Origin of the sequence: Methylorubrum populi, assembly GCA_036946625.1 — a bacterium.
GTDB classification, from domain to species: Bacteria; Pseudomonadota; Alphaproteobacteria; order Rhizobiales; family Beijerinckiaceae; genus Methylobacterium; species Methylobacterium populi_C.
On the sequence record JAQIIU010000003.1, the window covers coordinates 1506246 to 1530656 of the forward strand.

Genomic DNA, 24411 nt, shown 5'->3' on the forward strand with positions numbered 1-24411 from the left:
ACCGCTCCGGCGATGCACCGGTTCCCGCCGAGCTTCCCCGGGACAAGATATCGTCGAAAGGGTCTTCGATGGCGAACGCTCACCCCGCGATCCGCACCTTCCCGTGCCGGAGCGACAATGTCGGCGTGCTGATCCGCGATCCCGAGAGCGATGCCTGCGCGGCCATCGACGTGCCGGAGGCCGGAGCCGTGCTCGCCGCCCTCGACGCGGAGGGCTGGAGGCTGACCGACATCCTCGTCACCCACCGCCACGGCGACCACATCGAGGGCATCCCCGAAGTGGTGGAGCGCACGGGCGCCCGGGTGACGGCGCCGGCGAAGGCCCGCGCCGCGGTGCCGGGCGCGGCGCGCTACGTGGCCGAGGGCGATACGGTCGGCGTCGGCGGCCTCACCGCCGCGGTGTGGGAGACGCCGGGGCATTGCGCCGACCACGTGACCTATCATTTCGCGCAATCCGGCGTGGTGTTCGCCGGCGATACCCTGTTCACGCTCGGCTGCGGCCGGGTGATGGAGGCCGAGCCCGCCACCCTGTGGCGCTCGCTCACCCGCTTCCTCGACCTCCCCGACGCGACCGCGGTCTACAGCGGCCACGACTACGTCCTCTCCAACGGCCGCTTCGCCCTCGCCGCCGATCCGGACAATGCCGACCTGAAGGAGCGGGTGGCCGAGGCCGAGGACCTGGCCGGACAGGGCCGCTTCCTGATCCCCTCGACCATCGGCGCGGAGCGGGCGACGAACCCGTTCCTGCGCGCCGGCGATCCGGTGCTGGCCCGCGCGGCCGGCCTCGAGCCCGGCGGCGACCCGGCGGCGGTGTTCACCGCCTTGAGAGCCTGGAAGAACAGGTTCTGAGGGCCGGAGGCGATCGCTCCGTTTCCGGAGCCGCCCGTGCTCCGGCGGACTTGCCTTCGGGCCGGTGGCATGTGATCGAAACCCACGGTTTTGCGCATTGCAACACGACCCGCTCGTCCGCATGTCTTCGGCGAAAGGCCGGTTCCCTTGCCCACCCTGTTTCGCTTCCTCGCCACGATCGCGATCCTCGCGGGTCTCGTTTTCGCCGGCATGTTCGCCCTGGCCACCTTCGTCGCGCCGACGCCGCGGGAGATGAGCATCACGATCCCGCCCGCGAAGCTCCAGCCGGGCGGCCGATGAGCGGTGACGGCTCCGCGGTCTCGCGCGGGGCGGAGGAGCCCGGGCGGCTCTTCCTCGACATGCTCGCCGCCGAGCGCGGCGCGGCGGCCAACACCCTGGCCGCCTATCGGCGCGACCTCGACGACTATCTCGGCCACCTCGCGGGGGAGGGGGTCGATCCCGGGGAGGCGGAGGCCGAACACGTGCGCGCCTACATCGCTTCCCTGGAGCCGCGCGGGCTGAAGGCGTCCTCGGCCGCCCGGCGCCTCTCCTGCATCCGCGGCTTCCACCGTTTCCTCTACGCCGAAGGATTTTCGGAGTCCGATCCGACCGCGCCGGTCGCCGCGCCGCGCCGCGCCAAGGGCCTGCCGAAGATCCTCTCGGTGGCCGAGGTCGACCGCCTGCTCGCGACTGCGCGCGAGCGGGGCGAGGCGGCCGGCGCGAACCGCGCGGAGGCGCGCGCCGCCGCGCGGATGCTGTGCCTGCTCGAACTCCTCTACGCCACGGGCCTGCGCGTCTCCGAACTCGTCGCCCTGCCGCGCGCGGCCGCCGCCACGCGCGAGCGCTACCTCGTGGTCAAGGGCAAGGGCGGGCGCGAGCGTCTCGTGCCGCTCACCGACTTCGCCCGGGAGGCGATGCGCGCGCACGTGGCCCACCTGCCTCCCGACGGTCCCTGGCTGTTTCCCGCCGAGAGCGAGAGCGGCCATCTCACCCGGCAGGCCTTCGCCCGCGATCTCAAGGCCGCCGCCTCCGCCGCCGGCCTGCGCACCGACCGGGTGAGCCCGCACGTGCTGCGTCACGCCTTCGCCAGCCATCTTCTTCAGAACGGCGCGGATCTGCGCATCGTCCAGGAACTGCTCGGCCACGCCGACATCTCGACGACGCAGATCTACACCCACGTCCTCGACGAGCGCTTGAAGGGCATGGTGCGCGACCTGCACCCGCTCAACGACCGTGACGAAGGAGCTGAAAGGGATCCGTTTTCTTCCGATTGACGGAACGAACATTGCCTTTGGCATCGAAATCCTGTTCTGCCTGCCGACGCGACAGGACACGATGCAGAGGGTGCGGCGCAACGCCTCGGGCGCGCCGGTCCGGGGGAACGATGCACCTCGATCTCACGACCCTCTTCATGATGACGGTCGCCGTCACCTTCACGGTGGGGGTGCTGTTCCTGCTGTCGTGGAGCCAGACCCGACGGGAGCGATCCCTGGCGATCTGGGGTGTCGCCCACCTCGTCGGCAGTGTCGCCTCGTCGATGCTGGCCCTGCGCGATCAGATCCCGGACAGCCTCTCCATCGGGCTGGCCAACGCGCTGATGATCGGTGTCTACGGGATGATCTGGAGCGGTGTGCGCGCCTTCGAGCGCCGCCCGCCACGGCTCGGCCTGGCGGTGGCCGGCGGCCTGGTCTGGCTCGCCGCCTGTCTCGTGCCTCCCTTTTTCGAATCGCTGGCAACGCGCGTCATCCTCGCCTCGACGCTGGCCGGCCTCTACTGCGCCTTCGGTGCGCGCACGATCTGGCGGGGGCGGGACGAACCGCTGGTCTCACGCTATCCGGCCCTCGTCCTGCTCGCGACCTATGCCGGCCTGTACTGGATCCGCATCCCGCTGGCGCTCGCGGCGCCGCTGCCGGCCTCCGTCTCGATGGCCTCGCCCTGGTTCGCCATCCTGTGCTTTGCCGGCACGCTGTTCTCGGTCGCGATCGCCTTCGTGTTCATGGCGCTGACCAAGGAGCGGGCCGAGCGGGAGCAGCGTCAGGCCGCCGAGACCGACCCGCTCACCGGCATCGCCAACCGCCGGGCGCTCGTCGCCCGCGCCGAGGAGCACCTCGCCGCCGCTCCGGCCGCCCTGCTCCTGTTCGACCTCGACCACTTCAAGGCGATCAATGACCGCTACGGTCACAGCGTCGGCGACGCGGTTCTCGCCGCCTTCTGCCATATCGCGGCGCCCCTGCTGCCGAACGGCGCGGTCTTCGGCCGGATGGGCGGCGAGGAGTTCGCCTGCCTGCTGCCGCGGTGCGACGAGCGGGCGGCGGCCGACGTGGCGGAAGGGATCCGGACGGCCGTGGCCGGGTTCGCGCATCCGGACCACCCGGACCTGGCGCTGCGCGTCAGCATCGGCGCGGCGGCCGAGAGCCAGATCGGCGGCAGCCTGGACTACCTCCTGCGGCAGGCCGACGAGGCGCTCTACCGGGCCAAGCATGCCGGGCGCGACCGGGTGGTGATCGGCGGGACCGCCGACTCGCAGCACGCGCTCGACAACGACGCGCCGTCGAAGCGGACGAGCCCGCGCCTTCCGCGGGAAGGCGCCACCGTGAGCCCCCTCCGCATCGATCCGTCGGCCTGATCCGCGGCGACGTAGCAGGGCCCATCGCGCGACGCTGCGTGAACGGCTTCGCGGCGCGACCCGCGGCCTCTGTCTTCACGGTCGAGACCGGCTGCTGGCGCGGCCCGCCGGGCGGTGACGAGGCCCGGCGCCGATGAGCCGAACGACGTTCCTTCGGCGAGTCTTGCCCTCTTCATCGCCGATCCCGAATCCGCGATGTCCTCCGAGAGGGGCGGCGCCGGTTGAGGCCCGCCGCGTCGTGGCGACACGAAAGAAATCAGCCGAAGGTTTTCCGCGGGTCGAAGGCGTCGCGCACCGCCTCGCCGGCGAAGACGAGCAGGCTCAGCATCAGGGCCACCACGAAGAAGCCGGTCAGGCCGAGCCAGGGCGCGTTGATGTTGTCCTTGCCCTGCGCCAGCAGTTCGCCGAGCGAGGGCGAGCCCGGCGGCAGGCCGAAGCCGAGATAGTCGAGCGAGGTCAGCGTGGTGATCGAGCCGTTGAGGATGAACGGCAGGAAGGTCAGCGTCGCCACCATGGCGTTGGGCAGCAGGTGGCGGGTCATGATGCGGATGTTCGACAGGCCCAGCGCGCGGGCCGCGCGCACGTACTCGAAATTGCGTGCCCGCAGGAATTCCGCGCGCACCACGCCGACCAGCGCCGTCCAGGCGAACAGGGTCAGGATGCCGAGCAGGGTGAAGAAGCTCGGCACGAGGAAGGCCGACATGATGATGATGAGGTAGAGCGTCGGGATCGCGCCCCAGATCTCGATGATCCGCTGGAAGATCAGGTCGGTCCAGCCGCCGAAATAGCCCTGCACCGCGCCGGCGATCACGCCGATCACCGAGGAGAGCGCGGCCAGAACGAGGCCGAACAGCACGGAGATGCGGAAGCCGTAGATCACCCGGGCCAGCACGTCCCGCGAGGCGTTGTCGGTGCCGAGCCAGTGCCATTCGATGTCCCGGCAGCCGGGTTCGCGCCCCTCTGCCGTGAGGCCCGCCCGCTCGGCGACCGGGCGGCACTCGGCCTCGCTCAGCATCCAGGTCGGCGGCGAGGGCGACGGCGTCGGCAGGTCGCTCATGAAGGTGTCGTAGGAATAGGGGATCGGCGGCCACAGAACCCAGCCGTTCGACTCGATCTCCTTGCGGGTCTCGGGCGCCCGGTAATCGGTCCGGGCCAGGAAGCCGCCGAACTTCTCGTCCGGGTAATCGACGAGGACGGGAAACAGCCACTCGCCCTTGTACTGCATGACGATCGGACGATCGTTGGCGATGAACCCCGCGAACAGGCTCAGCACGAACAGCGCGCAGAAGGTCACCGCCGACCACGAGCCGCGCCGGTTGGCCCAAAAGTTCGCGAGGCGCCGCCGGTTGAGCGGCGAGAGGCCGCGGCGGGTCGCGGTCGGGAGAACCTGCATCTGCGGCGCGTTGCCCGGCGCGGTGACCGGCACCGCGTCGGGTTCGGGTCGCAGGTGCTCGTTCATCGGCTCTCCCCTCCCGCTCGGGCGGCCGATGCCGGGCTCAGTCGAGCCGGACCGCGGTGCCCTCGATCTCGCTCGGCCGCAAGGCACCCTTGCGCTCGAGATGGCGGCGCAGCAGGCGCACGTTGCGACGGTTCGCCTTGAAGGCCGCGTCGAACAGGTCGCCGGCCAGCGGCACCGAGCCCACCGCGCCGTCGAAGGCGACGTTGGCCATCATGCGCCAGACCAGCCAGCGCGGCGCGCCGAGCCGTCTCGCCTCGTAGACGATGTAGGACGCGATCACCATGCCCGCGATGTCGCCGAGCACGGGGACGAGGCCGATCGCCGCGTCGAGGCCGACGCGGCGGTTGAGGCCCGGCAGGAGGAAGGCCGAGTCCATCAGGTGGGCGAGCCGCTCCAGGCGCCGGAGGCTGGCCTCCGTGCCGGTATCGGCGAAGCGGCGCAACTGCGCCGCGCCGTCGGGCTCGCGGTAGGCCATGCTGGGAGTGTGGGCGGAGGTGATCATGGCGGAGGATGTGGCGGCGCCCGCCGCGTGGCACAAGGAAGCCGGCGGCACGGCGGCTCACGACGGGCGAAAGAATCCCGCCAGCCTCGCGACCGCCGCGTCGAGGGTGGCGTCGGTCTTGGCGAAGCAGAAGCGCACGAGGTTGCGCACCCGTCCCCGTTCGTAGAAGGCGCTGACGGGGATGGCGGCCACGCCGTGCCCGGTCACGATCCGCTCGCAGAAGGCGGCGTCGTCGGTGCCGAACGCGGCGATGTCGACGGTGAGGAAGTAGGTGCCCGCACTCGGCAGCACGGTGAAGCCGAGATCGGTCAGCCCGGCCGCGAGCCGGTCGCGGGAGCGGCCGAGCCCGGCGCGCATCGCCTCGAAATACGTGTCGTCCTTGGCAAGGCCGTAGGCCACCGCCTCCTGAAGATTCGGCGGCGTGGTGAAGGTGAGGAACTGGTGCGCCCGCGACAGCACGCGCATCAGCGGCTCGGGGGCCATCACGAAGCCGACCTTCCAGCCGGTGAGGCTGAAGATCTTGCCGGCCGAGCCGATCTTCACCGTGCGCTCCCGCATGCCGGGCAGGGCCATCAGCGGGACGTGGCGCCGTCGATCGAAGACCACGTGCTCCCACACCTCGTCGCAGACCGCCACCGCGTCGGTGCGGCGGCAGAATGCCCCGAGCAGGGCGAGATCGTCCTCGGTGGAGACGGTCGCGCTCGGGTTGAGCGGGTTGTTGAGGAGCACGACGCGGGTGCGCTCGGAGAATGCGTCGGCCAGGGCCGCCTCCTCGATGCGGAAATGCGGCGGCTTCAGCGTCACGAAGCGCGGCATGCCGCCCGCGCGCCGCACCAGCGGCAGGTAGGCGTCGTACATCGGCTCGAACAGCACGACCTCGTCGCCGGGCCGCACCAGGGCCATCAGCGCACCGGCCAAGGCCTCGGTCGCGCCGGACGTCACCATCACCTCCCGCTCGGGATCGAGGTCGAGACCCTGATGATGCCGGTAATGGGCGGCGACGGCCGCGCGGAGCGAGGGCAGGCCCATCATCGGCGGATACTGGTTGCTGACGGTCTCCAACGCCCGCGCCGCGGCGGCCCGCACGTCGTCCGGCCCCTGCCCGTCGGGGAAGCCCTGGCCGAGATTGATCGCCCCGTGCTGCCGCGCGAGGCGCGACATCGTCTCGAACACGGTTTCCGGCAGTTCGGCGAAGACGGGGTTGGTGCGGCAGCTCATCGGCATGTCTTCGCAGACCGATCGCGCGGCTCCAAGAGCGGTTCCAAGAGCGGTCGTGCAAGACGGACGGGGAGAGGAGACTTGGCGACGGGTGGTGTCATCGTGCGCGAAAGCAAGAGGTGTCTTGCAAAAACTTGCAGAAGACGGCGCCAGCCCGTCGAGGTCGGGTGCGTTCACGCACACGAGCTTGCGGGCCGGGCGCGAAAACCCGGCTTCGCGGCCTGTCAGCCGGCTGACGAATGTTGACGATCATCAGTCGTAAGCGCATGGTCTCTCCACGGCCGGACCGGCCGCCGCCCCGAAGGGACTTCGCCCCCTCGTCTCCAAGGGGTGGCAGACCGGTCCGGTCGTCCGCTGAAAAAGGCCGCCGCTCGACACGGCGGCCTTTTTCATGTCCGATCGCGCCGGCCGGGCGGCCGGTCCGGCGTCTCGGCGCTCCTGACCGGCCATCGCCGAAGGCCCATCGAATGGCGGCGGATCATGCGTCTGGGAACCTGCCTCCTGCTCGCCGTCGTTTCCGGAGCCTTCGGTCTCGGCCTGCGGACGGCCTTGCCCGTGACCCCCGTGGATGCCTCGTTCAGAGAGGTGGTGCACCTCTATCGGCCGCAGGGCGGGGTGGGGATCAGCAACATGCCGGAAACGTCGCCGCCGTAGGAACACCGCATTATCGAGCGAGGCTCGCGCGCTGCCCGCTCGAGGCTTGGCCGTTCCCGCGGATGCGGCAGCCCGGCTGGACCGGGTCACGAAGCCGACGCGCCTTCCAGGGGCGGCCTCCGCCACGGCCTCGGATCGTCACGAGCCCGAAGTTCTTTCGACGAGTGTGAGGGATGAACGAGAGTTCGCCGATACGCAGGGAGACGGCCCGGGAGTACCGGCCGGCGGCGCCCCTGCCGACCGCGGCGCCGGTTCGTCGGCGCAGCCGGTTCGGCCGCTGGATGCTCGCGCTGCTGATCCTGGGCGGGGCCGGTGCGGTCGCCCACCGGACTTACGAGGCCCGTCAGAAGCCCGCCGCGGAGACGGCGCAGGCGCCCGGCCATGGCGGTCACGGCCGCGGCGGGCGGCCGGCCGACATGAAGCAGGCGGTCGGCGTCGCCCCGGTCGTCGCCGGCGACATGCCCGTCGTACTCCAGGGCCTCGGCACGGTGACGCCGCTCGCCACCGTCTCGATCCGCTCGCAGATCAGCGGCTACCTCACCAAGATCGGCTTTCGCGAGGGCCAGATGGTGAAGGAGGGCGACTTCCTCGCCCAGATCGATCCGCGCCCCTACGAGGCCCTGCTCGCCCAGTACCAGGGCCAGCTCGCCCGCGATCAGGCGCTGCTGCAGAACTCGAAGCTCGACCTCCAGCGCTACCAGACCCTGAACCGCCAGGATTCGATCTCGCGCCAGAACGTCGACACCCAGGCCGCCCTGGTGAAGCAGAACGAGGGCACGGTCGCCGCCGATCAGGCGCTGGTCGATCAGCAGAAGCTGAACCTGACCTATGCCCGGATCGTCTCGCCGGTCGAGGGCCGGGTCGGCCTGCGGCAGGTCGATCTCGGCAACTACATCACCGCCGGTTCGACCAACATCGTCGTCGTCACGCAGTTGCGCCCGATCTCGGTGGTGTTCGTGCTGCCGGAGGACGAGGTGGCGCGGGTGATGCGCCGGGTGCGCGAGGGCGCCAAGCTGACCGTGCGTGCCTTCGACCGCAGCGACCAGCACGCGATCGCCACCGGCCGTCTCGATACGGTGGACAACCAGATCGACACCACGACCGGCACGGTGAAGCTGCGGGCGATGTTCGACAACGACGACGAGGGCCTGTTCCCGAATCAGTTCGTCAATGCGCGCCTCACCGTCGAGACGATCCACGACGCGCCGCTGGTGCCGAACGCCGCGATTCTGCGCGGCTCGCCGGGGACTTACGTCTATCGGATGGACGGCGACGAGAAGGTCGTCGTGCGCCCGATCAAGACCGGCGAGACGGACGGCGTGAACACCGTGGTGCTCTCCGGCCTCAACCCGGGCGACCGCGTCGTCACCGACGGTACCGACCGCCTGCGCGACGGCGCGCCGGTGCGGGTCGTCGGCCACACGCCCGGCCCCCAGGCCGCCGGGCCGGCGGCGGGCGCGCCCGGTGCGACGCTGACTTCGACCCCGGCGGCCGGTGCGCCGGCCGAGACGGGCTCGACGCAGGGCGGCCAGGAGCGCCGGGGCCGCCGGCGGCAGGCACCTTAAGGGGACGCGGCCGTGAACCCGTCCCGCCTCTTCATCCTGCGGCCCGTCGCGACGACGCTGACGATGCTGGCGATCCTGATCGTCGGTGCGGTGTCGTACCTGAACCTGCCGGTCTCGGCCCTGCCCGCCGTCGATTACCCGACGATCCAGGTCCAGACCTTCTATCCCGGCGCCAGCCCGGAGGTGATGACCTCGGCCGTCACCGCGCCGCTGGAGCGGCAGTTCGGCCAGATGGCCAACCTCAACCAGATGTCCTCGCAGAGTTCGGCGGGGGCCTCCGTCATCACGCTCCAGTTCAACCTCGACATCCCCCTCGACATCGCCGAGCAGTCGGTCCAGGCGGCGATCAACGCGGCGGGCAACCTCCTGCCGACCGACCTGCCGGCGCCGCCGATCTACGCCAAGGTCAACCCGGCCGACGCGCCGGTGCTGACGCTCGCGCTCACCTCGGCGACGATGCCGCTGACCCAGGTCCGGGATCTGGCTGAAACGCGGCTCGCCCAGAAGATCAGCCAGATCGCCGGCGTCGGCCTCGTCAGCATGGGCGGCGGGCAGCGGCCGGCGGTGCGGGTGCGGTTCAACTCCCTGGCGATGGCCGCCTACGGCCTGAACATCGACGACCTGCGCACGACGATCGCCAACCTCAACGTCAACACGCCCAAGGGCAACATCGACGGGCCGACCCAGTCCTACGCCATCAACGCCAACGATCAGATCCGCGACCCGGCGATCTACGCGAGCGCGATCATCGCCTACCGCAACGGCGCGCCGGTCCACCTCACCGACGTGGCGCAGGTCGTGGACGGGGCCGAGAACACCCGGCTCGGCGCCTGGGCCGACCGCACCCCCGCGGTGATCCTCAACATCCAGCGCCAGCCCGGCGCCAACGTCATCGACACGGTCGACCGCATCAAGCGGCTGCTGCCGCAGCTCGAAGCCACCATGCCGGCTTCGGTCTCGGTCGCGACGCTGACCGACCGCACGACGACGATCCGTGCCTCGGTGCACGACGTGCAGTTCGAGCTGATGCTCGCCATCGCGCTCGTCGTGATGGTGATCTTCCTGTTCCTGCGCAGCGTCTCCGCGACGCTGATCCCGAGCCTGTCGGTGCCGCTCTCGCTGATCGGCTCGCTGGCCGTCATGGACGCCTGGGGCTTCTCGCTCGACAACCTCTCGCTGATGGCGCTCACCATCGCCACCGGCTTCGTCGTGGACGACGCCATCGTCGTCATCGAGAACATCGCCCGCCACGTGGAGGAGGGCGACAGCCCGTTCGAGGCGGCGCTGAAGGGAAGCCGCGAGATCGGCTTCACCATCATCTCGCTCACCGTCTCGCTGATCGCGGTGCTGATCCCGCTCCTGTTCATGGGCGACGTGGTCGGGCGCCTGTTCCGCGAGTTCGCGATCACGCTGGCGGCCACCATCGTCATCTCGGCGGTGGTCTCGCTGACCCTCGTGCCGATGCTGTGCGCGCGGCTCCTCAAGCCCGTCGTCCACGGCGCCGACACGCCCGCCGCCCGACACGAGGGCCCCGTCGCCCGCTTCGGCCGCCGTCTCAACGACGGCGTGATCGCCCTCTACGGCCGGGCTCTGCGCGTCGTGCTGGCGCATCAGGGCCCGACCCTGCTCGCCACCCTCGGCACCGTCGCGCTCACCGCCTACCTGTTCGTGGCGATTCCCAAGGGCTTCTTCCCCGTGCAGGACACGGGGGTGATCCAGGGCATCTCACAGGCCGATCAGAGCGTGTCCTACGAGGCCATGGCGGAGCGCCAGCAGGCGCTGGCCGACATCGTCCTGAAGGATCCGGACGTGGCGAGCCTGTCCTCCTTCATCGGCGTGGACGGGCAGAACGTCACCCTCAATTCCGGCCGCTTCCTCATCAACCTGAAGCCCCGCGAGGCGCGGGGTTCGGATGCGGGCGCGATCATCCGCCGCCTCAGCGACGCCACCGGCACCGTGCCGGGCGTGCGCCTCTACATGCAGCCGGTGCAGGATCTGACGATCGATACCGCGGTCTCGGCGACGCAGTACCAAGTCATCCTCGAGAACCCGAACCTGTCGGAGTTCGAGACCTGGGTGCCGCGTTACGTCGAGGCCCTGCGCCGCTCCCCCCTGCTCGCCGACGTGACCAGCGACTATCAGGGCAACGGTCTGGCGGCCTACGTCACCATCGACCGGGCCACGGCGGGCCGCTACGGCATCACCCCGGCCACCATCGACAACGTGCTCTACGACGCCTTCGGCCAGCGCATCGTCTCGACCATCTTCACCCAGTCGAACCAGTACCGGGTGATCCTGGAGGCGAACCCGGCGCTGCACACCTCGCTCGCCTCCCTCGACAACCTCTACCTGCCGTCCTCGACCGTGGCGTCGGGGCAGGTGCCGCTCTCGGCGGTGGCGAAGGTGGAGGAGCGGCGCGCCCCGCTGCTGATCGGCCATCTCGGCCAGTTCCCGGCCACCACCGTCTCGTTCAACCTCGCCCCGGGCGCCGCCCTCGGTCAGGCGGTCGACGCGCTCGAAGTCGCGCGAAAGGATATCGGCCTGCCGGCGAGCTTCAACGTGGTCCCGCAGGGCTCGGTCTTCGCCTTCGAATCGGCGCTCTCCAACGAGCTGTTCCTCGTCTGCGCCGCGGTTCTCACCGTCTACATCGTGCTCGGCGTGCTCTACGAGAGCTTCATCCATCCGATCACCATCCTCTCGACCCTGCCGTCGGCCGGCATCGGCGCGCTGCTCGGGCTGATGTGGTTCGGGCTCTCCCTCGACATCATCGCGATCATCGGCATCGTGCTGCTGATCGGCATCGTGAAGAAGAACGCGATCATGATGATCGACTTCGCGCTCCAGGCCGAGCGCGAGGAGGGCCGGGCCCCGCGCGACGCGATCTACGAGGCCTGCCTGCTGCGCTTCCGCCCGATCCTGATGACGACGCTGGCCGCCCTGTTCGCGGCGGTGCCGATGATCGTCGGCTCGGGCGTCGGCTCGGAGCTGCGCCAGCCGCTCGGCATCGTCATCGCCGGCGGCCTGATCGTCAGCCAGATGCTGACGCTGTTCACGACCCCGGTGATCTACCTCGCCTTCGACCGGCTGGAGCGGCGCCTCACCCGGCGGCGGGAGCATGACGGGCTGGCGCCGGGTGGGTCGGTGCCTTGAACCTCTCCGAACCCTTCATCCGCCGCCCGGTCGCGACGACGCTGCTGACCGTCGGCCTGCTTCTCGCCGGCCTGTTCGCCTATGTGCGCCTGCCGGTGGCGCCGCTGCCGCAGGTCGATTTTCCCGTCATCCTCGTCCAGGCGCAGATGGCCGGCGCTTCGCCGGAGACCATGGCGACCACGGTCGCCGCGCCGCTGGAGCGGCGGCTCGGGGCCATCGCCGACGTCAACGAGATGACCTCGACGAGTTCCACGGGCACCGTGCGGATCGTCCTGCTGTTCGGCCTCAATCGCGACATCGACGGCGCCGCCCGCGACGTCCAGGCGGCGATCAACGCCGCGCGGGCCGATCTGCCGACCTCGCTGCGCACCAACCCGACCTACCGCAAGTTCAACCCGGCCGACGCGCCGATCCTGATCCTGGGCCTCACCTCCGACACCCTGACCCCGGGCCAGCTCTACGATTCCGCCGCCACGGTCGTGCAGCAGCGCATGAGTCAGGTCGAGGGTGTCGGCAACGTCGATATCGGCGGCTCGTCCCTGCCGGCGGTCAGGGTCGAGCTCGATCCGACCGCCTTGTTCCACTACGGCATCGGCCTCGAAGGCATCCGCGCGGGCCTCGCCTCCGCCAACGCCAACTCGCCCAAGGGCGACATCGTGGCGGGGGCGCGCCGCTATCAGCTCTACGCCAACGACCAGGGCCGGCAGGCCTCCGACTATCGCGACATCGTCGTGGCCTACCGCAACGGCGCCGCCGTGCGGCTGGCCGACGTCGGCGAGGTGGTCGATTCGGTCGAGGACAAGCGCAACCTCGGCCTCGTCGACGGCAAGCCGGGGGTGATCCTGTTCATCTACAAGCAGCCCGGTTCCAACGTGGTCGAGACGGTGGAGCGGGTCCGCGCGGCGATCCCGCAGGTGAAGGCGGCTCTGCCCGGCGACATCGACCTCAACATCTCCGGCGACCGCTCCGCCACGATCCGCGCCTCGCTCGCCACCACCGAGGAGACGCTGCTGATCGCCGTCGGCCTCGTCGTCTTCGTGGTGTTCATCTTCCTGCGCTCGTGGCGGGCCACCCTGATCCCGGCGGTCGCGGTGCCGATCTCGATCATCGGCACCTTCGCGGCGATGTGGCTGCTCGGCTACTCCCTCGACATCCTGTCGCTGATGGCGCTCATCATCGCCACCGGCTTCGTCGTGGACGACGCCATCGTCGTGCTCGAAAACATCCAGCGCCACATCGAGGCCGGCACGCCGCGGGTCGAGGCGGCGCTGCTCGGCGCCCGCGAGGTCGGCTTCACCGTGGTCTCGATGAGCCTGTCGCTCATCGCCGTGTTCCTGCCGATCCTGCTGATGGGCGGCATCGTCGGCCGCCTGTTCCAGGAATTCGCGGTCACGCTGTCGCTGGCGATCCTCGTCTCGCTGGTGCTGTCGCTGACGACGACGCCGATGATGTGCGCGCTCCTGCTCAAGCCCGAGGCGCAGATATATGGGGGCAAGCGCCCCAACATCCTGCTCCGCATCCTGGAGGGCGGGTTCGACGCTCTGCTCGCCGGCTACGAGCGGACCCTGCGCATCGCGCTCCACCATCGCCGCCTGACGGCGCTCAGCGTGTTCGCGGCGATCGGGCTCACGGTCTACGGCTACGTCATCGTGCCGAAGGGCTTCTTCCCCGATCAGGACACCGGCCAGCTCATGGGCGGCATCCAGGCCGACCAGCGCATCTCGTTCCAGTCGATGAAGGACAAGCTGGAGCGGGCCAGCGCCATCGTGCAGGCGGACCCGGCGGTGGAGAGCATCGTCGGCTTCACCGGCGGACGGGGGACGAACTCGGCCAACGTCTTCGTCGGGCTCAAGCCGCTGGGCAAACGCGATTCCATCGAGACCGTGATGGGCCGCCTGCGGCCCAAGCTCGCGCAGGTGGCGGGTGCGCGCCTGTTCCTGTTCCCGCGCCAGGACCTGAAGATGGGCGGGCGCCAGAGCTTCGCCCAGTATCAGTACACGCTCCAGGGCGACACGGCGGAAGAGCTCTACGCCGCCTCGCCGAAGCTGCTCCAGGCGTTGCAGAAGCGCACCGACATCTTCGCCGACGTGACCTCCGACCAGCAGGAGGGCGGCCTGGAAAGCCGCCTCGTCATCGATCGGCCGACCGCCTTCCGCTACGGCATCACGCCCGACCAGATCGACAACACCCTCTACGACGCCTTCGGGCAGCGGCAGGTCTCGACGATCTACAACCCGCTCAACCAGTACCACGTGGTGATGGAGATCGCGCCGCGATACCTGCAGAACCCGGAGGTGCTGAAGACGATCTACGTCTCGACCACGGGGGGCAGGGCGCGGGGCTCGGCCACGACCAACGCGGTGGCCGGCACGGTCTCGGGCGGCGGGACCACGACGGGCTCGACCGCCTCGGTCTCCGGCACCGCCGCCACCGACACGGCGGCGAGCCTCGCCGCGGATTCCGCGCGCAACGCCGCCGCGAACGCCATCGCCGCGAGCTGGGGCGGCGCTTCGTCGAGCGCGCCGGTGTCGAGCGCCAAGGAGACCATGGTCCCGCTCTCGGCCTTCGCGCATTTCGAGACCGGCAACGCGCCCGTTCAGGTCTCGCACCAGGGCCTGTTCGTGGCGACCACGATCTCGTTCAACCTCGTGCCGGGCAAGAGCCTCAGCGACGCCACCGCCGTGATCGACCGGACCATGCTCGACCTGCAACTGCCGCAGACCATCCACGGCGAGTTCGCGGGCGCGGCCAAGAGCTATCAGGAATCGGCCTCGCGCCAGCCGCTGCTGATCCTCGCGGCGCTCCTCGCCGTCTACGCCGTGCTCGGCATCCTCTACGAGAGCTACGTGCACCCGGTCACGATCCTCTCGACGCTGCCCTCGGCCGGCATCGGCGCCATCGTCGCGCTGCTCGCCACCGGCACCGAGTTCACCATCATCGCCCTGATCGCGGTGTTCCTGCTGATCGGCATCGTGAAGAAGAACGCGATCCTGATGATCGACTTCGCCCTCGATGCCGAGCGGAGCCGGGGCCTGGCGCCGGGCGAGGCGATCTTCGAGGCCTGCATCCTGCGCTTCCGCCCGATCATGATGACGACGCTGGCCGCCCTGCTCGGCGCGGCGCCCCTCATCATCGCGGGCGGCGAGGGCGCGGAGCTGCGCCGGCCGCTGGGCACCGCCATCGTCGGTGGGTTGATCGTCAGCCAGATCCTGACCCTCTACACGACACCGGTCGTCTACCTGTATCTCGACCGTCTCCGGCTCTGGGCGAAGCGTCGCCGGGGCGGAACCGCGGCGGTGCCGGCCGAGTGAGGATGGTTGTTTCGTGATCGGTGATTCGCGCAAGAACCCTCCCCTCTCTGCGGGGGAGGGTGCCCTGCGGATGCAGGGCGGGAGAGGGGAGCCGCGTTTCCGGACGTCGCGCCGCCCCTCGTCCGATCCGCTTCGCGGGCCACCCTCTCCCACCCAAGCCGGGCCCGCCCGACTCGGGCAAACCCGAGATCCGGAGGGGAGAGGGAAGAGACCGGTGACATTCTTGAAAGTCGCTTTGGCAGCGGCGCTGGGCCTGTCCACCTCCGGCTGCCTCGTCGGTCCCGACTATTCGCGCCCCTCGGTCGAGACGCCGCTCGCCTTCAAGCAGGGCGGAATGCGTGAGGACAGCCTCGCCTACGTCCAGGCGCAGAAGGGCTGGCGTCCGGCTGTTCCCAACGATGCGGTCGAGCGCGGCGACTGGTGGCGGGTCTTCAACGATCCGACCCTCGACCGGCTGATCCGCTCCATCGACGTCGACAACCAGAACCTCCGTGCCCAGATCGCGGTGTACGATCAGGCCCGTGCCCTGGTGGCGCAGGCCCGCGCCGCCCTGTTCCCGACGGTGATCGGCGCGCCGGGCATCACCCGCTCGCGGGCGCTGGGGGTCGAGCGCACCACCGTCTCGCTCCAGGGGCAGGCGAGTTGGGAGCTCGACCTGTTCGGCGGCATCCGCCGCCAGATCGAGAGCGACGTGGCCTCCGCCCAGGCTTCCGCCGCCGACCTCGCCCTGGTGCGCCTCAGCGTGCAGGCCGAACTGGCGACCGCCTATCTCCAACTGCGCTACCAGGATTCGCTGAAGCGGGTGCTGGAGGAGAACGTCGAGGGCTTCAGGCGCAGCCTCGCGATCGCCGAGAACCAGTACGCGGCCGGCGTCGCGGCGCGCTCCGACGTCATCACCGCGCAGACGCAGCTCCAGACCACCCAGGCCTCCCTGATCGCCGTCGATCTGCAGCGGGCGACCTTCGAGCACGCGGTGGCGATCCTCACCGGCCGCCCGCCCTCCGAGTTCAAGCTGCCGTTCTCGCCGCTGCCGGTGCGGTCCCCGGCGGTGCCGGTCGGCATCCCCTCCGACCTGCTGGAGCGCCGCCCCGACATCGCCCAGTCCGAGCGTCTGGTTCAGGCGCAGAGCGAGCAGATCGGCGTGGCGGTGGCCGCCTTCTATCCGACGGTGACGCTCTCGGCCTCGGGCGGCATCTCGGGCGCGACCAGCAACGGCGTGTTCTCGGCCGCCAACCGCGTCTGGTCGATCGCCGCCAACGGCTCTCAGGTGTTCTTCGACGGCGGCGCCCGCGCGGCGGTGCTGCAAGCGGCCCGCGCCGCCTACGAGGCGGCCGTCGCCAACTATCGCCAGACGGTGCTCACCGCCTTCGGCGAGGTCGAGAACGGTCTGGCCGGCGTGCGCATCCTCGCCCGGCAGCAGGCGAAGCAGGACGAGGCGGTGGCCTCGGCCCGCCGCGCCGTCGAGATCGCGCTCAACGAGTATCGGGCCGGCACGCAGAACTACACCACCGTGGTCACCGCCCAGGCCTTGCAGATCAACAACGAGGTCACCGCGCTCCAGATCCGCCTGAACCGTTTCACCACCGCCGTGGCGCTGATCCGGGCCCTCGGCGGCGGCTGGGATGCCCGCTCGCTGCCGACCGGCGAGGAGCTGAAGGGGCCGCGCCTGCCGATCGACGGCGGCTCGGCCGTCCGCACGGACGAGTGAGGCCGGACGGCTCGGCCGGAACATGGGCCGTCCGGCTCTGTTGAAAGCGGGATTCCAGCGGCCGGCCCATCGCCGGCCGGCAACTCCGGATGTCCCATGCCCGACGCTCCTGTCCACGACACCCCCGAAACGCCGCAGGCCCCGCCCTGCACCCTGGTGATCTTCGGCGCGGGCGGCGACCTGACCAAGCGACTGCTGATGCCCGCCCTCTACAACCTCGCGGGCGGCGGGCTCCTGGCCGAGGGCTTCTCCGTGCTCGGCGTCGACCACAACCCGCTGACCGACGAGGGCTGGCGCGACGACCTGACCGAGACGATGGACTCCTTCACCAAGGATCCGTCCGCCGAATTCCACGCCGAGACGATCGATCCGCGGCCCTGGGGCTTCATCCGCGACCGGCTGCACGTGATGCAGGGCGACTTTTCCGAGGCGTCCACCTTCGAGGATCTCGCGGGCCGCGTCAGCGGCAACGTCGTGTTCTATCTCGCGGTCGCCGCCCGCTTCTTCGGTCCCGTGGTGGAGGGGCTCGGCAAGGCGGGTCTCCTCAAGGAGAAGGACGACGCCTTCCGCCGCGTCGTCATCGAGAAGCCGTTCGGCTCGGACCTCGAATCGGCCAGGGCCCTCAACCGGACGATCCTGGCGCAGGGTGACGAGAGCCAGTTCTACCGGATCGACCATTTCCTCGGGAAGGAGACGGTCCAGAGCCTTTTGGCGATCCGCTTCGCCAACGCGATGCTGGAGCCGATCTGGCGGCGCGACCATGTCGATCACGTCGAGGTCACCGCCGCCGAGACGATCGGCGTCGAGGAGCGCGGCCGCTTCTACGAGCCGACCGGAGCGCTACGGGACATGGTGCCCAACCACCTGTTCCAGCTTCTCACCATGGTGGCGATGGAGCCGCCGGCCGCCTTCGACGCCGAGACCGTGCGCGACGCCAAGACCGAGCTGGTCAAGGCGATCCGCCCTGTCGCACCCGAGAACGCGGTGCGCGGCCAGTACGCCGCGGGACGCGCGGACGGGAAGGACGTGCCGGCCTACCGTGACGAGCCGGACGTGGCAGAGGCTTCGCGGACCGAAACCTATGTCTCCCTCAAGCTCGAGATCGAGAACGAGCGCTGGAGCGGCGTGCCGTTCTACCTGCGCACCGGCAAGCGGATGGCCGGGCGGCGCACGGAGATCGCGGTGCACTTCAAGCCGGCGCCCTTCACGCTGTTCCGCGGGGCGGATGGCGGCGACCTCGCCCGGAACGTCATGCGCCTGCGCATCGATCCCGAGCCCGGCTCGGCCACCCGGATCAACGTGAAGCGGCCGGGTCCGCAGATGCATCTCGCCCCGGTCGAGACCGGCTTCCGCTACGGCGATTTCTTCGATCCGGCCCCGACGGTCGGCTACGAGACGCTGCTCTACGATTGCATGACCGGCGACACGACGCTGTTCCAGCGCGCCGACAGCATCGAGGCGAGCTGGGCCGCGGTCGAGCCGCTGCTCCGGGCCTGGAAGGACGCACCGGTCTCGTTCTACGCGGCGGGCAGCCCGGGGCCGAAGGAGGCCGACGATCTGCTCGCCCGGGATGGGCGGGCGTGGCTGCCGCTGGGGGAGGGGTGAGCGGTCACGCCGTCATCGCGAGCGTCAGCGAAGCGATCCAGCGGCGCGACCTTTCCGGATGAGGCGGCGCCCTGGATCGCTTCGGCTTCGCCTCGCGATGACGGAGAGCGGACGACGCCCTCAGCCCGCCTGCGCCTCCAGCTCGCGCAGGATGGCGTCGCCCATCTCGGCGGTGCCGATCGGGGTTTGGCCCTCGCCGGCGATGTCGCGGGTCCGGGCGCCCGCGGCGAGCGCCCGGGTGATCGCGCCCTCCACGAGGTCGGCGGCCTCGCCCAGCCCGAAGGAGTAGCGCAGGCCCATGGCGAGCGAGCCGACCATCGCGATCGGGTTGGCGCAGCCCTTGCCGGCGATGTCGGGCGCCGAACCGTGGACCGGCTCGTAGAGCGCCTTGCGGGTGCCGCGCGCGTCGGTCGCGCCGAGCGAGGCGGAGGGCAGCATGCCGAGCGAGCCCGTCAGCATCGCCGCCACGTCCGAGAGCACGTCGCCGAACAGGTTGTCGGTCACCAGCACGTCGAACTGCTTCGGACGCCGCACCAGTTGCATGGCGCAGTTGTCGGCGAGCACGTGCTCCAGTTCGACCTGGGCATAGTGCTCGGCATGGACGCGGGTGACGACCTCCTTCCACAGGACGCCGGTCTTCATCACGTTGTTCTTCTCGGCCGAGGCGACCCGGCCCGAGCGCTTGCGGGCGAGGTCGAAGGCCACGTGCGCGATCCGCTCGATCTCGGCGGTGGTGTAGACCTGGGTGTCGACCGCCCGCTTCGAGCCGTCCTCAAGCGTGGTGATCTCCTTCGGCTCGCCGAAATAGACGCCGCCGGTCAGCTCGCGCACGATCATGATGTCGAGGCCCTCGACCAGCTCGCGCTTGAGGGCCGAGGCGTCGGCGAGCGCCGGGTAGCAGATCGCCGGGCGCAGGTTGGCGAAGAGACCCAGATCCCGGCGCAGGCGCAGCAGGCCGGCCTCGGGGCGGATGTCGTAGGACACGCCGTTCCACTTCGGACCGCCGACCGCGCCGAGCAGGATCGCGTCCGCCGCGTCGGCGCGGGCGAGCGTCTCGTCGGCGAGCGGCCTGCCGTGCGCGTCGATGGCCGAACCGCCGACGAGGTCGCGCTCGGTCTCGAAGTCGGCGAGGCCGGCGCGCTTGAGCCAGCCGACGACCTTCTCGACCTCGGCCATCACCTCGGGGCCGATGCCGTCGCCGGGCAGGAGCAGGAGCTTGTAGGTGGTCATCGGGCTGGCTCCGGGCTGAGAGCGTCGTGTCGGAGCCCGGGGCTCTATCGGCGCGGCCTGACGGCCGCAAGTCCGCAAGGCGAACGGTCAGCCCACCCGCTTGGCGGAGCGGAAGGGCCTCAGCATCCAGGCCATGCGTCCGACCTCGTCCTCGTCCCGGCGGCGGCCGGCCCGCTCGGGGGCCGAGGTGCCGATCTCGTGCACGATCTGCCCGAGCAGCGGGGGCAGTTCCTGGCCGTACGCGTCGAGCAGCACGGCGGCGTCGAGCAGGGCCTGGATCTGATCGTCGGGGATCGGACGGCTCATGATCTGCGCGTCGAGCGCCTGGTCGGCCAGCAGGGTCGCGAGGCGCGAGACCTCCGACAGGCCGCCGGGTGGTGCTGAGAGACCGCTGCTCATCGATGGATGCCCTCTCGATCGATCGAAGGTCCACGGTAATCCCGGGATGGTGAGCCAATCGTTTCACCGGCCGATTTCGTTCCGTCCCGCGGGCACCATCCTCGCGACGGGGCTGTGCATCGGCGGCCGAGCCGGTGTCCTCCGATCGGGCCGATGTTCTAAGATCGGCTCGTGAATCGGATGTCTCTCTTCCCCTCCCGCGCCCAGGGGCGCCGGGTTGCCCGGCCCGCCTTCGCGGCGGCGTTGGGCGGGCTGGCCGCCGGGCTGCTTCCTGCCACGCCGCCGGGCCCGTCCGCGGCTCCCGCCCGCACCGGAAGCGCGGCCTGCTACGTCACCGGCGGCGGCGCCCTGGAGATCTGCCGATCGGCGGACGAGGCGGAGGGCGTCTACGCCGTCCCCCCGCCCTGCCGCTACGTCCACGACGTGCAGATCCTGCGCCTCAAGGATACCGGCCCGCCGGGACCGCTCCAGGTGATCTACCGGGCCGAGCCGCCGCGCCGGTCCGGCCGACGCGGCGACGACGCCTGCCCGGCCGACCTGCGCGCCACCGATCCGGGCGCGGGCGGGACGGTGCGGATCGGCCGGCAGGTCGAGGCGCTGGCCGCGACGCTGCCGCCGACCGACCCGCGGTTCTGGAGCGAAAGTCTCGGGGGCGGCGCGTCGGCGGAGGCTTCGCGCCCGCGCCGCCGCAGCCGGACGAGCCGGCAGGCGCGGCGCGAGGTCCGCCGTGCGGCCCGCGAGGCGGGCGAGGGAGCCGAGATGACCTTCCGGGCCCAGGCGCCGGTCCCGGAGGACGACGCGTCGGGCAACGCGATGATGGTCGCGGGTCGCGATTGGGCGGGCGACCCCTACTACGCCATCCTCGCGACGGTGACGGAGCCGGCGGCCGAGGGGCGCCGCCGCGTGCTGGTGCAGGCGCGGACCTACGACTTCCAGGGTCTCGACCTGCGCGTCGCGGCCGATCCCGGCACCGCGTGGAAGCCGTTCGGCCCGCAGGCGCCGGAAGACCGGCGGCGCGGGCGCCCACGCAACGCGGCGCCGCCCGCACCCGCGCGGGTGCTCGACGAGATGGGCCGGCCGATCGTCGGCAACTGTGCCGCGCCGGGCTTCGAGGTGCGCGGCCTGACCGGTTCGATCAGCGTGGTCGACCGGGTCTACCACTACTTCTACACCGACGTGCTGCCCGCCGATTGCGGGGCGCCGCGGGCGAAGCGGCGGATGGGGCTCTACCTGCGCACGAGCCGCGACCCGCTCGCCGAGCGCACGTGGTCGGCCCCGGTCACGCTGATCGAGGGCCTGCCGGCCGAGACCGAGATCCGCGTCGCCAAGGCGCGGGGCATGGAGCGCTGGGCCGTGGCCTATTCCTGCTCGCGGCCGGTCAACGCCGCGGGCGGCCCCGTCGCCGACCTCTGCCTGCACTACACCGCCGACCTCTCGCCCGGCAGCATCGGCGCCCTGACCCTCTATGCCGAGCCCGTCGCGGCGGGGCATTCGGGCGCCTATCTCGGCCTGCGCTCCGGCGGCGACGCCCTGGGGCGCTTCGCCCGCGAGGGCTTCGGCTGGATGACCGACCGCTACGGCAATCTCGACGCGCCCGCGATCTACCCCGACAAGGGCGGCTTCCTGACCTGGCTCGACCGCCGGGCGCCGCGGATCGACGGCGGCGACGCCTCCTCCCTCTACGGCCGGCCGGTGTTCTGGACGACTTGGAGCGTGCGGCCGCGGGCCGAGCCGTAGGCATGTCCGGTGATCGTTCCACATGACGGAGGGGGTCGGCGGACGAGGCGGGGCGGGCGGACCGTTCGAGACGATAGGGGCCTTGCGGATCGACAGGAGGGCAAAAGCATATGACGGTCGCGAAACTCGAATCCCTGGCCGAGCGCCGGGGCGCCGACGTGCTGGTCGAGGTGCTGCGCTCGGAAGGCGTGGCTTACGTCTTCGGCAATCCCGGCACGACCGAGCTGCCGCTGATCGACGCGCTGACGGACGCGCCCGACATCGCCTACGTGCTGGCGTTGCAGGAGGCGAGCGCGGTCGCCATGGCCGACGGCTACGCGCAAGGGGCGCGCCGGCCGGGCTTCCTCAACCTGCACACCGCCGGCGGGCTCGGCCACGGCATGGGCAACCTGCTCAACGCCCAGATCTCCGGCACGCCGCTGGTGGTGACGGCGGGCCAGCAGGATTCGCGGCACGTCATCACCGACCCGCTGCTGTTCGGCGACCTGACCACCATCGCGGGCCCGACCGTGAAATGGGCCCGCGAGGTGACCCATGCCGACCAGCTTCCGATCCTGCTGCGCCGCGCCTTCCACGACTGCGCCGCGGCGCCGTCCGGCCCGGTCTTCCTGTCCCTGCCGATGGACGTGATGGAGGCCACGACCGACGCGCCATTGGGCGAGATCTCGACCATCGACCACCACGCCGTGGCCGGCTCCCTCGACCGGCTGGCGGACCACCTCGCGGGCATCGCGCCGGGGCGCCTCGCCCTGATCGCCGGCGACGAGGTCGATGCCAGCGACGCCTCGGCCCAGGCGGTGCGGCTCGCCGACCTCCTGGCGGCGCCGGTCTACGGCTCGTCCTGGCCGGCGCACATTCCGTTCCCGACCGCGCACCCGCTCTGGATGGGCAACCTGCCGACCAAGGCGAGCGCCATCGCCGAGATCCTGGGCCGCTACGACGCGGTGTTCGCGCTCGGCGGCAAGTCGCTCATCACGGTGCTCTACACCGAGGGCTCGGCCGTCCCGCCGGGGACGGCGGTGTTCCAGCTCTCGGCGGATGCGCGCGACCTCGGCCGCACCTACGCGACGCAGCTCTCCACGGTCGGCAACGTCCGCGCCTCCCTCGACGCGCTGCTGCCGCTGCTCGAAACGAGGGCCGCTCCCCGCGCCGAGGCCTATGCCTCCCTGCGGGGCGCGGCGGTGGAGGCCTACGATGCGCGCCGGGCCGCCCTGGAGGCCAGGGCCGACGCCGCCTTCGCCGATCCGGTGATCCATCCCCTCGTCGCCGCCCGCGAGATCGCCCGCGCGGTCGGCTCCGATGTCGCCATCGTCGACGAGGCGCCCGCGACGCTGGGCCATCTGCGCACCATCCTGCACAGCACCTGGACGCGCCAGTACGCCTCGATCCGCGGCGGGGTGCTGGGCTGGGGCATGCCGGCCTCGGTCGGCTTCTCCCTCGGACTCGACCGGTCGCCCGTGGTCTGCATCGTCGGCGACGGCGCGGCGATGTACTCGCCCCAGGCGCTGTGGACCGCGGCGCACGAGCGGTTGCCGGTGACCTTCGTGGTGATCAACAACGCCGAGTACAACATCCTCAAGCAGTTCATGAAATCGCAGACGCACTACGCCTCGGTGCGGGCGAACCGCTTCATCGCCATGGACCTCACCGAGCCGCGCATCGACTTCCTGGCATTGGCCGCCTCCATGGGCGTGCCCGCCCGGCGCGTCGAACGGGCCGCGGACGTCGCCGGGGCGGTCGAAGCGGGCATCCGTTCGGGGCGGCCGAACCTCGTGGAAGTGGTCGTCAGCGCGGCGTGACGACCTTGGCCCCGCGGCCGATGCCGCCGACCCTCGTCTTCGACACCGCTTGCGTGCTCTGCGCCGGGTCGGTGCGCTTCGTGCTCGCGCACGAGCGCGACGACCGCCTGCATTTCATGGGCGCGTGGTCGCGGGAGGGGCTCGACCTCGCCGGGGCGCACGGCTTCACGGCGGAGGACCTGAACGGCACCTTCCTGCTCGTCGCGGATGGGCGGGCGTTGACGGGCTCGGATGCCGCCCTCGGTGTGGCGCGGCATCTCCGGGCACCCTGGCGCTGGCTCAGGGTCCTCGGGGTCGTTCCCAAGCCGCTGCGGGACCGCGCCTACGGCCTCATGGCGCGGCACCGCTACCGCTGGTTCGGCCGCCGCGAGGACTGCGCCCGGGTGCCGCCGGATCAGCGGCACCGCTTCCACGGCGTGCGGCCGGCCGATCTGCCGCCTCGGTCGAATTGAGCGTCGCTGCGGCTGGCCGCCGTAGCCTCGGCGGTCGATCGGGAGCCCCATCCCATTCGCTTCCTCATCCTGAGGTGCCGGAGCGAAGCGGCGGCCTCGAAGGGTGTCCCAGGGCTCGCGCGCGGGATCGTGAGGATCCTTCGAGGGC

General features: G+C 71.0%; 17 protein-coding genes. 12 read left to right on the forward strand and 5 right to left on the reverse strand.

The annotated features are described in order from the left end of the window. Window positions 1-68 precede the first annotated feature (68 nt). The 4 genes from gloB (at window position 69) to PGN25_18610 (ending at window position 3474) form a co-directional block, all read left to right on the forward strand. Window positions 69-848 carry a hydroxyacylglutathione hydrolase gene (gene gloB, locus PGN25_18595; GenBank protein MEH3119528.1) on the forward strand — a complete coding sequence of 260 codons (780 nt, stop codon included), beginning with the start codon at window positions 69-71 and terminating at the stop codon, window positions 846-848. Window positions 849-995: 147 nt separating this feature from the next. Then, entirely contained in the window at window positions 996-1148 is a 153-nt protein-coding gene (locus tag PGN25_18600; GenBank protein ID MEH3119529.1) for a histidine kinase, read from the forward strand. Beyond that, a complete protein-coding gene (locus tag PGN25_18605; GenBank protein MEH3119530.1) occupies window positions 1145-2122 on the forward strand; it encodes a site-specific tyrosine recombinase XerD in 978 nt (325 codons plus the stop codon). Before PGN25_18600 ends, PGN25_18605 begins: the two co-directional genes overlap by 4 nt. Window positions 2123-2232: 110 nt before the next feature. Further along, the gene (locus PGN25_18610; GenBank protein ID MEH3119531.1) at window positions 2233-3474 is read left to right on the forward strand and encodes a GGDEF domain-containing protein; all 1242 of its coding nucleotides are present in this window, start codon (window positions 2233-2235) and stop codon (window positions 3472-3474) included. 256 nt (window positions 3475-3730) lie between these two features. Here PGN25_18610 and PGN25_18615 read toward each other — a convergent pair whose 3' ends face one another. From PGN25_18615 to PGN25_18625, 3 genes are all read right to left on the reverse strand, one after another. Beyond that, window positions 3731-4933 (reverse strand): ABC transporter permease, encoded by a 1203-nt coding sequence (locus tag PGN25_18615; protein ID MEH3119532.1) that lies wholly within the window; start codon window positions 4931-4933, stop codon window positions 3731-3733. A gap of 37 nt (window positions 4934-4970) precedes the next feature. After that, window positions 4971-5408, reverse strand: coding sequence for a DUF4112 domain-containing protein (locus PGN25_18620; protein ID MEH3119533.1), 438 nt, complete (start codon window positions 5406-5408; stop codon window positions 4971-4973). A gap of 84 nt (window positions 5409-5492) precedes the next feature. Next, a complete protein-coding gene (locus PGN25_18625) occupies window positions 5493-6653 on the reverse strand; it encodes an aminotransferase (protein MEH3119534.1) in 1161 nt (386 codons plus the stop codon). Between the two features lie 827 nt (window positions 6654-7480). Here PGN25_18625 and PGN25_18630 point away from each other — a divergent pair. The 5 genes from PGN25_18630 (at window position 7481) to zwf (ending at window position 18646) form a co-directional block, all read left to right on the forward strand. Then, window positions 7481-8872 (forward strand): MdtA/MuxA family multidrug efflux RND transporter periplasmic adaptor subunit, encoded by a 1392-nt coding sequence (locus tag PGN25_18630; protein ID MEH3119535.1) that lies wholly within the window; start codon window positions 7481-7483, stop codon window positions 8870-8872. A gap of 12 nt (window positions 8873-8884) precedes the next feature. Beyond that, entirely contained in the window at window positions 8885-12022 is a 3138-nt protein-coding gene (locus PGN25_18635) for a multidrug efflux RND transporter permease subunit (GenBank protein MEH3119536.1), read from the forward strand. Beyond that, window positions 12019-15333, forward strand: coding sequence for an efflux RND transporter permease subunit (locus tag PGN25_18640; GenBank protein ID MEH3119537.1), 3315 nt, complete (start codon window positions 12019-12021; stop codon window positions 15331-15333). The genes PGN25_18635 and PGN25_18640 overlap by 4 nt, the downstream gene beginning before the upstream one ends. Window positions 15334-15547: 214 nt before the next feature. After that, window positions 15548-17041: an efflux transporter outer membrane subunit gene (locus PGN25_18645; GenBank protein ID MEH3119538.1), complete on the forward strand. Its 1494-nt coding sequence runs from the start codon at window positions 15548-15550 to the stop codon at window positions 17039-17041. Between the two features lie 96 nt (window positions 17042-17137). Then, on the forward strand, window positions 17138-18646 hold the full coding sequence (gene zwf / locus PGN25_18650; protein MEH3119539.1) for a glucose-6-phosphate dehydrogenase: 1509 nt from the start codon (window positions 17138-17140) through the stop codon (window positions 18644-18646). Between the two features lie 120 nt (window positions 18647-18766). On the opposite strand, the gene leuB is transcribed toward zwf, so the two are convergent. After that, window positions 18767-19876 carry a 3-isopropylmalate dehydrogenase gene (gene leuB, locus PGN25_18655; protein ID MEH3119540.1) on the reverse strand — a complete coding sequence of 370 codons (1110 nt, stop codon included), beginning with the start codon at window positions 19874-19876 and terminating at the stop codon, window positions 18767-18769. Window positions 19877-19963: 87 nt separating this feature from the next. After that, window positions 19964-20275 carry a hypothetical protein gene (locus PGN25_18660; protein ID MEH3119541.1) on the reverse strand — a complete coding sequence of 104 codons (312 nt, stop codon included), beginning with the start codon at window positions 20273-20275 and terminating at the stop codon, window positions 19964-19966. A 180-nt stretch (window positions 20276-20455) separates the two neighbouring features. Between PGN25_18660 and PGN25_18665 the strand changes: the two genes are divergently transcribed. From PGN25_18665 to PGN25_18675, 3 genes are all read left to right on the forward strand, one after another. Beyond that, the gene (locus PGN25_18665) at window positions 20456-22012 is read left to right on the forward strand and encodes a hypothetical protein (GenBank protein MEH3119542.1); all 1557 of its coding nucleotides are present in this window, start codon (window positions 20456-20458) and stop codon (window positions 22010-22012) included. A gap of 110 nt (window positions 22013-22122) precedes the next feature. Further along, a complete protein-coding gene (locus tag PGN25_18670) occupies window positions 22123-23811 on the forward strand; it encodes a thiamine pyrophosphate-binding protein (protein ID MEH3119543.1) in 1689 nt (562 codons plus the stop codon). After that, window positions 23808-24263 carry a DCC1-like thiol-disulfide oxidoreductase family protein gene (locus PGN25_18675; protein MEH3119544.1) on the forward strand — a complete coding sequence of 152 codons (456 nt, stop codon included), beginning with the start codon at window positions 23808-23810 and terminating at the stop codon, window positions 24261-24263. The genes PGN25_18670 and PGN25_18675 overlap by 4 nt, the downstream gene beginning before the upstream one ends. Window positions 24264-24411: the final 148 nt, after the last annotated feature.

Bases quoted from the DNA above. Each gene is read 5' to 3' on its own strand.
- PGN25_18630 (MEH3119535.1), top strand. From the start codon at position 7,481: ATGAACGAGAGTTCGCCGATACGCAGGGAGACGGCCCGGGAGTACCGG.
- gloB (MEH3119528.1), top strand. From the start codon at position 69: ATGGCGAACGCTCACCCCGCGATCCGCACCTTCCCGTGCCGGAGCGAC.
- PGN25_18605 (MEH3119530.1), top strand. From the start codon at position 1,145: ATGAGCGGTGACGGCTCCGCGGTCTCGCGCGGGGCGGAGGAGCCCGGG.
- PGN25_18670 (MEH3119543.1), top strand. From the start codon at position 22,123: ATGACGGTCGCGAAACTCGAATCCCTGGCCGAGCGCCGGGGCGCCGAC.
- PGN25_18615 (MEH3119532.1), bottom strand. From the start codon at position 4,933: ATGAACGAGCACCTGCGACCCGAACCCGACGCGGTGCCGGTCACCGCG.
- PGN25_18620 (MEH3119533.1), bottom strand. From the start codon at position 5,408: ATGGCCTACCGCGAGCCCGACGGCGCGGCGCAGTTGCGCCGCTTCGCC.
- PGN25_18610 (MEH3119531.1), top strand. From the start codon at position 2,233: ATGCACCTCGATCTCACGACCCTCTTCATGATGACGGTCGCCGTCACC.
- zwf (MEH3119539.1), top strand. From the start codon at position 17,138: ATGCCCGACGCTCCTGTCCACGACACCCCCGAAACGCCGCAGGCCCCG.
- leuB (MEH3119540.1), bottom strand. From the start codon at position 19,876: ATGACCACCTACAAGCTCCTGCTCCTGCCCGGCGACGGCATCGGCCCC.
- PGN25_18625 (MEH3119534.1), bottom strand. From the start codon at position 6,653: ATGAGCTGCCGCACCAACCCCGTCTTCGCCGAACTGCCGGAAACCGTG.
- PGN25_18665 (MEH3119542.1), top strand. From the start codon at position 20,456: ATGTCTCTCTTCCCCTCCCGCGCCCAGGGGCGCCGGGTTGCCCGGCCC.
- PGN25_18660 (MEH3119541.1), bottom strand. From the start codon at position 20,275: ATGAGCAGCGGTCTCTCAGCACCACCCGGCGGCCTGTCGGAGGTCTCG.